This is a genomic window from Mesorhizobium sp. M7D.F.Ca.US.004.01.2.1 (assembly GCF_003997785.1).
GTDB classification, from domain to species: Bacteria; Pseudomonadota; Alphaproteobacteria; order Rhizobiales; family Rhizobiaceae; genus Mesorhizobium; species Mesorhizobium loti.
The window spans coordinates 1-6,093 of record NZ_RZRQ01000339.1 but is presented as its reverse complement, the minus strand read 5'-3'; the positions used below and the strand labels follow the sequence as shown (position 1 = coordinate 6,093).

Annotated in this window: 6 protein-coding genes; 2 read left to right on the top strand and 4 right to left on the bottom strand. The window is 62.4% G+C overall.

The features are described from left to right. On the top strand, nucleotides 1-476 hold a 476-nt coding region (locus EN993_RS29470; protein WP_127265543.1), incomplete at its 5' end, for a carboxyltransferase domain-containing protein. Beyond that, on the top strand, nucleotides 469-1,491 hold the full coding sequence (locus EN993_RS29465) for a biotin-dependent carboxyltransferase family protein (protein WP_127265542.1): 1,023 nt from the start codon (nucleotides 469-471) through the stop codon (nucleotides 1,489-1,491). The genes EN993_RS29470 and EN993_RS29465, both read left to right, overlap by 8 nt. A gap of 90 nt (nucleotides 1,492-1,581) precedes the next feature. On the opposite strand, the gene EN993_RS29460 is transcribed toward EN993_RS29465, so the two are convergent. The 4 genes from EN993_RS29460 to EN993_RS38395 all read right to left on the bottom strand — a co-directional run. Beyond that, on the bottom strand, nucleotides 1,582-2,631 hold the full coding sequence (locus EN993_RS29460; RefSeq protein ID WP_127265541.1) for a zinc-binding dehydrogenase: 1,050 nt from the start codon (nucleotides 2,629-2,631) through the stop codon (nucleotides 1,582-1,584). After that, nucleotides 2,619-4,046, bottom strand: coding sequence for an amidohydrolase family protein (locus EN993_RS29455; protein WP_164757890.1), 1,428 nt, complete (start codon nucleotides 4,044-4,046; stop codon nucleotides 2,619-2,621). The genes EN993_RS29460 and EN993_RS29455 overlap by 13 nt, the downstream gene beginning before the upstream one ends. 110 nt (nucleotides 4,047-4,156) lie before the next feature. Next, nucleotides 4,157-5,497: an NAD(P)/FAD-dependent oxidoreductase gene (locus EN993_RS29450; RefSeq protein ID WP_127265539.1), complete on the bottom strand. Its 1,341-nt coding sequence runs from the start codon at nucleotides 5,495-5,497 to the stop codon at nucleotides 4,157-4,159. Beyond that, nucleotides 5,494-6,093: ABC transporter ATP-binding protein (locus EN993_RS38395; protein ID WP_164757889.1), on the bottom strand; the 600-nt coding region annotated here is incomplete at its 5' end. The genes EN993_RS29450 and EN993_RS38395, both read right to left, overlap by 4 nt.

Here is a 6,093-nt window from a genome sequence, read left to right as displayed (position 1 = left end):
ATGCCAGCCTGTGGCACATCCCGGTATGCTACGGGGGACAGCACGGCGCCGATCTTGGAGCTGTTGCGCAAGCCCACAAGCTCGATGAAGCCGAGGTTGTTGCGCGCCACGCCGGCGCAACTTACCGCATCTACATGATTGGTTTCGCGCCGGGGTTTGCCTATCTAGGCGGCCTTGACCGTTGCCTTCATACCAGCCGCCGCCCCCAGCCACGCTTGAAAACACCACCGCGCAGTGTGTCCATCGGCGGTATGCAGACGGCCGTCTCGCCGCCGATCGAGATCCCCAGCGGTTGGCACATGTTGGGTCAAACGGCAGTGCGTACTTATAATCCACTGCGCAAGGCGCAACCGTTCCTGTTTGGACCGGGCGATTACCTGCGCTTTCACCCCATCGACGAGCAGGAATATGATCGGCAGCTTCAAGCCGTCGAGAGCGGTGCGCTTGTCGCCGAACGCGAGGACTTCCATGGCTAGCGTACTTGAGGTCATCGAAGCCGGCCCCCTGTCAACCATTCAGGATCGCGGCCGTTTCGGCTACCAACGCTTTGGCATCTCGGCATCCGGCCCTATGGACATGGTCGCCTTCCGACTGGCCAATACATTGGTCGGCAATGATGAGACTGCCGCAGCCATCGAGATGACCTTGGCAGGCGCGACGCTGAAAGTCTGCGCGGATCGCTGTCATATGGCTTATGCCGGCGCCCCAGCCCCAATCGCGATCGACGGCAACCCGGTTCCAGCCAACGCAAGCTTCATGGTCGAACGCGGAGCAACCATTGCCGTTGGCGCTATGCGCAGCGGGCTTCGCGGCTACCTTGCTGTGGCCGGAGGCATCCTGTGTGATCCTGTTCTGAAAAGCCGTGCCACGCATACCCGCTCAGGCATAGGCGGGCTTGACGGTGCCCAGTTGAAGGTCGGCCAAGAGCTTCCCGTCGCGCCGCGCGGCAATGCGGAGTCTTGCTGGGAAATCGATCTCGAGCTGATCCCGCCGCTGGTCGGTCCCGTACGGGTGCTTTTGGGTCCGCAGGACGATATGTTTACAGCCGCCGGGATCGAGACTTTGCTGAAGTGCGAATACCACTTGTCGGCCAAGGTCGATCGCATGGGCTGTCAGTTGGAAGGGCCACGCATCGAACACCGCGGCGACTTCAACATTGTCTCTGACGGAATCGTCAACGGCAGCATCCAGGTACCCGGTAATGGCTTGCCCATCATCCTGCTCGCAGATCGCCAAACGACGGGCGGTTATGCCAAGATCGCAACGGTGATCAGCGCGGACCTTCGCAAGATAGCGCAAACACGCCCCGGAGAGGCGCTGCGCTTTGAAGCGGTAGACGCTGAGACGGCCGAACAGAGCGCACTCAAGGAAGCGCAAGATCTTGCGGCGGCTTTTGCCTCTATCAGGCCAAGGGCCAGTCAGCCGTTGCGGGTTTCACCCGATCGCCTGTGGATGATCGACCTGTTGGGTGGCGTGGCAACCAAGCCATAAGCCACGACCGCTGGTCCGAGTTCGAAAGCACGATATGACGACGTTCCGGCTGCGAACGCGTCGGCACTTTTGGAAACCCGGCCTGACGACCTAGCGCAACCCGTCCGCTTGGGTACAGTCGATGGCAATGATGCCCGTGGTCAGACTGTCGTAAAGCGTAAAGCCGTCCTCGGCCTGGGGTAACGGGAAGGTGTGGGTGATCAGACGGGCCGCCCGGTCGCGAAACGGCCCCTCCAGCATGCGCAGCACGGCAAGCTGCTCGTCCTGCGAGAACGCCCATGATCCGATTAAGGTCAGCTGCTTGGCGATGATCGTATGGGTATCGGTTATCGTCGGCCCATTCCATTCGCCAGCCATCACCAGGCGGCCTCCGTGCCGAAGCGCATTAAGGCAACGCCGGCGTGAGGCCTCGTCGTTGGTGGGGTCAAAGGCTACATCGAACGCCTGCGTCGTTCCAACGGCGGCGATTTTCGCCTCCAGGTCCGGGTCATGTTCGTCTAGAATGTCTTGCGCACCGAGTTCTTTGGCAACGCGCTGCCTGACAAAATTCGGCTCGACGACGGTGACGCGGGCACCCAGTTCCGCTGCGATTGCGATGGCACTCAAGCCGAGGCTGCCGGCGTTGTAGGCGAGGAGATGGTCGCCGCGCTTCAGCCCGACCCGGCGAAGGCCGGAATAGGCCGTCGAAAGGCTGCAGCCGGCCAGCGCCGCGAGATCGTCAGGTGTGTTGTCCGAGAGCGGCACACAGACATTGCCTGGCACCACGATGCCAGTCGCCCAGCCCCCGTCCACATCCGTACCAAGCTTTGTGAGTGAAACCTCGCACAGACTGGCATTGCGTGCGATACAGACCTCGCAGTGGCCGCAGCCGACATAAGGATAGACCGCTACGCGCTGACCGGCGGCCAGGCAAGCAACTGTACTTTCCCTTACAGTCCCCATCATTTGATGGCCAGCGATCACACCTGCGCGCGCAGGCTGACGAAAACCCTTATAGACAACCGTCTCGCGGCCGCAGCCACAGAATGCGGCACGTCTCAAATCTAGCCGCACCCACCCCGATGGCAAACCCTTTACAGGGCGGCAGATCGGCGCGACGCGTTTTTTTGACAACGCAACCCCGAAGATCATCTTTTCCATAGAGCGCTCTCCCCAGTGATTGATCGCCAGTCAATCCAAGGCATACGGTTATAGAAACGGCGCATGCCGCTCTCCAATGCTGCAGCGGTCGCCACACGGCCAACGGGGTCGAGCGCCGCCGCGGCCTTGGTTCGCTGCCCCAGTTCATCCATCGCTGTCGCGATGTCGACCATCGTGGATTGCCCCTCGTCATGGACGATACGGCCCGCAACCAGCACGGTGCGCACGCTGGATGAGACCATGCGGCGCAGCAGCGCCGACACATTGCCGTCAGCGACGTCGAAATACGCACCGGCGATTCTGTCCCAGGACAGCAGGATCAGGTCTGCCGAATAGCCAGGTTCGATGCGTCCGATGGTTCCTCCAAACGGTGTGGTGGCAGCTGCGTCGTCCAACGCCATGCGCAACACTTCGCGACCATCGACCGGCGTTTCACCGTGGCCGGGGGACTGAAGCAGTGCCCAGGCCAGTCGCATTTCATCCATCATGTCACGCCGGTCCGAAAGCCCTGCCTCGTCTATGCCGATTGCAACGGGTATGCCCTCGGCGCGGAAACGGGAGACCGGCGCCAACCCGCTCATCAGGCGGAAATTGCTACCGGGATTGTGACAGATGCAGGCGCCGCTGCGCCTGACACGGCGGATGTCGTCACTGGTGAGCCATACCGAATGGCCCATGGTAAGACGCGGCGAAAGCAGGCCGAGCGCGTCCAGATGACCGACGGCACTTTTCCCGCCACTGCGCAACTGTGCATAAACGGCCTGATATGGTGTCTCCACGACATGCATATGCATGGGCACGTTGTCGGCCCGAGAGACATCCTCCGCGCGCAGTAGCAGTTCGTCACTGCACCAGTGCAGATTGACCGGGGCCAACTGGACGGCAATCCGTCCATCTGCCTTGCCTTGCCAACGCCCGCGCAACGCGTGGTAGCTCGATGTGAGCTGCTCGCCTGCAGGCTCGACAGGTTGGGCGACAAGATGGTCGACTGCCTCGCGCTCAGATGGCGTCAATGTCGCCAGGAACGTGTCATCAGCATCGTAGACAAAGCGGCACTGGTCGGTCAGACCGCGCGAATACGAGACCCGCATGCCGGCGTCCCGATAGGCTTCCAGAATGCGATCGTCTTCGGCCTCGAAGGTGTCCGGATCGCCGAACAGCCTGCCTTGAAGGTGCTGCACGCAAGTGATGCCGCGAGCCAGCATGTCTGTGGCCGCGCACAGTGTGTCGAGATAGGGATCGACCGTTGGCGCACCGAAGCGACGCGCGATCCAGAACTCGAGCGGACCGTCGTCGGCTCCTAGCTGGGTCGGCGTAAGGCCGACATGGTGATGCGCGTTGATCAGGCCCGGCATCACAAGGCAATCGCCGGCGTCAATCACCTTGGCGTTGCCAGGAACACGCACGTCCGCCATGGCCCCGACCGAAATGATGCGTCCGTCGGCGACGACGACGGCCTGGTCGCGCGCGATGTCGGCATCGGCGTAGGCAAGCAACCGGCCAGCGCGAATGACAAGGTCGCCACTCATCGAGCACCCTCCCCCAATCGAGCTGCGCAAAGCTGTGCCGCAGCCCGTTGGCCAGTCAGGACCGCGCCGTTCATTCCTGACGGATCGACATAGTCACCACAAAAGAAGATGCGGCCGGTCGGGCGCGCAAGAGCCTCGATATGCTTGAGGCGCCCAACACGCCATGGGCTATCGGCGCGCTGCCAGAGCGCGACCTGGACGTCTGTGCAAGCGGCTGCCGCGCCAGGGAGAATGGCGTCGAGATCGGCAAGCAGAAACGCGTGGCGGTCTTCGCCCGCCATGTTGCGCAGCAAATGAGCCGTATCATGGCCTGTATAGCCCCGGATCATGCCGGCAATCCGACGAGGCTGGTCGGGGGGCGACGCGTGCTCCGCGTTGCAGAGCCCAATCATGCCCCGGCCGACGACGGGAAGGCGCCAGATGCCGTGCGGGAGGAAGTCGGTCGCCGGGCGTGACAGAGAAAACGCCACTGAGGCATCTTCGGCATAGTCTATAGCCTGAAGGGCTGTGCGCTTCCAGCTGGGAAGGTCATCGACTATCCGAGCGGCTATGTCCGCTGGCACGGCAAGCACGGCGTGCCTTGCGAGCAGCGTTTCACCGTCTTCGAGGTTGATCCTTGCCACGCCGTCGGTGTCAGTGACGGATTTCACCGGCCGGCCCCTGATCAAACGCGTGCCATGCTGGACCAGCAGTGCGTCGACAATCGCCTTCACGAGATTGCCGGTACCACCCTCCACGACATATTCGACGCTGGTGAGGTGCAGCAGGTTGGAAAGCGGCTGGAATGCCGCGACCTGTGCTGCAGCCAGGCTGGTGCTGTTGCGTGCAAGCGAATCCCACAGTTCCCGGCTCGGCATCGAGGACGCGCGGACGAAGCGATCGAGCTGCTCGCTGTCGAGAAAGCGTTGTGTCGGATCAGTGGGATCGGGCGCCTTGGCAAGAGCGGCTCCGTAGCGCATGCGGACCTTGACCATCAGCATCGCCAACGCCACCTTGTCGGTCAGCGAGAGTGGCAATGCAGCAAAGAGGCTGAAATCGCTGCGCGCCTGAATGAGTTTCCCCGACATCCATAGGGGAATGCCACATTTGTTGATTTTGCGTAGTGAGACGCCAAGGTCATCAGCGAGCCGTGCAGTCGGTCCGCTGCGGTCAATCACAACCTGGGCACCGCGATTCCAGGTAAAGCCACCCACGTCCAAGGTCTCGACCCGACCTCCGAAGCGCGGCTCGGCCTCGATCAGCACGACCCGCAGCCCGACCAGACGCAAAGCAGCAGCAAGGCCAGCCATGCCGCCACCGACAACCGCGACGTCCCATTCCGCAGCCGCGCCGCTCACGCTGCCACGACCGTCTTTGATCCGTTTGGCGACGACCCTGTTTCGGGCACCGCGAAATGGCAGGCAGCGAATGTGTCACCCACCCGATGCAATTCTGGCCGTTGCGCCAGACAACGAGACGGTGAGCCAAGCGCAAGGCGCAGGTCGCAACGCGGAGCGAACGCACACCCGGTTGCCACAGCGGGACCCCCAGGCGCCGGAGCCGCGTTCATGAGTTTGCCAGTGGCCGAGGCGGTCAGCGTCCTGGTATAGGGATGCGCCGGCCGGTCGAGAACCGCGTCGACAGGTCCGCTCTCAACAATGCGCCCATTGAACAGGACGATGGTTTCGTCGCTGACATATCGGACCACACCGAGGTCGTGGGTGATGAAGAGGTAGGCAAGGCCGAGCTCGCGCTGCAGGTCGGTGAACAATTTAAGGACCTGTGCCTGGACAGAGACGTCGAGTGAGCTGACCGGCTCATCAGCCAGGATGATAGCCGGGTTCGGTGCGAGCGCGCGCGCGATACCGACGCGCTGTCGCTGACCGCCGCTAAGTTCATGCGGATACTTCATGCCGCTGCCCCGCGGTAAGCCGACGCGATCAAGCAAGTCACG

Excerpts from the sequence above, each read along its gene's own strand:
- EN993_RS29465 (WP_127265542.1), top strand. The coding sequence starts at position 469 with ATGGCTAGCGTACTTGAGGTCATCGAAGCCGGCCCCCTGTCAACCATT.
- EN993_RS29460 (WP_127265541.1), bottom strand. The coding sequence starts at position 2,631 with ATGGAAAAGATGATCTTCGGGGTTGCGTTGTCAAAAAAACGCGTCGCG.
- EN993_RS29455 (WP_164757890.1), bottom strand. The coding sequence starts at position 4,046 with ATGGCGGACGTGCGTGTTCCTGGCAACGCCAAGGTGATTGACGCCGGC.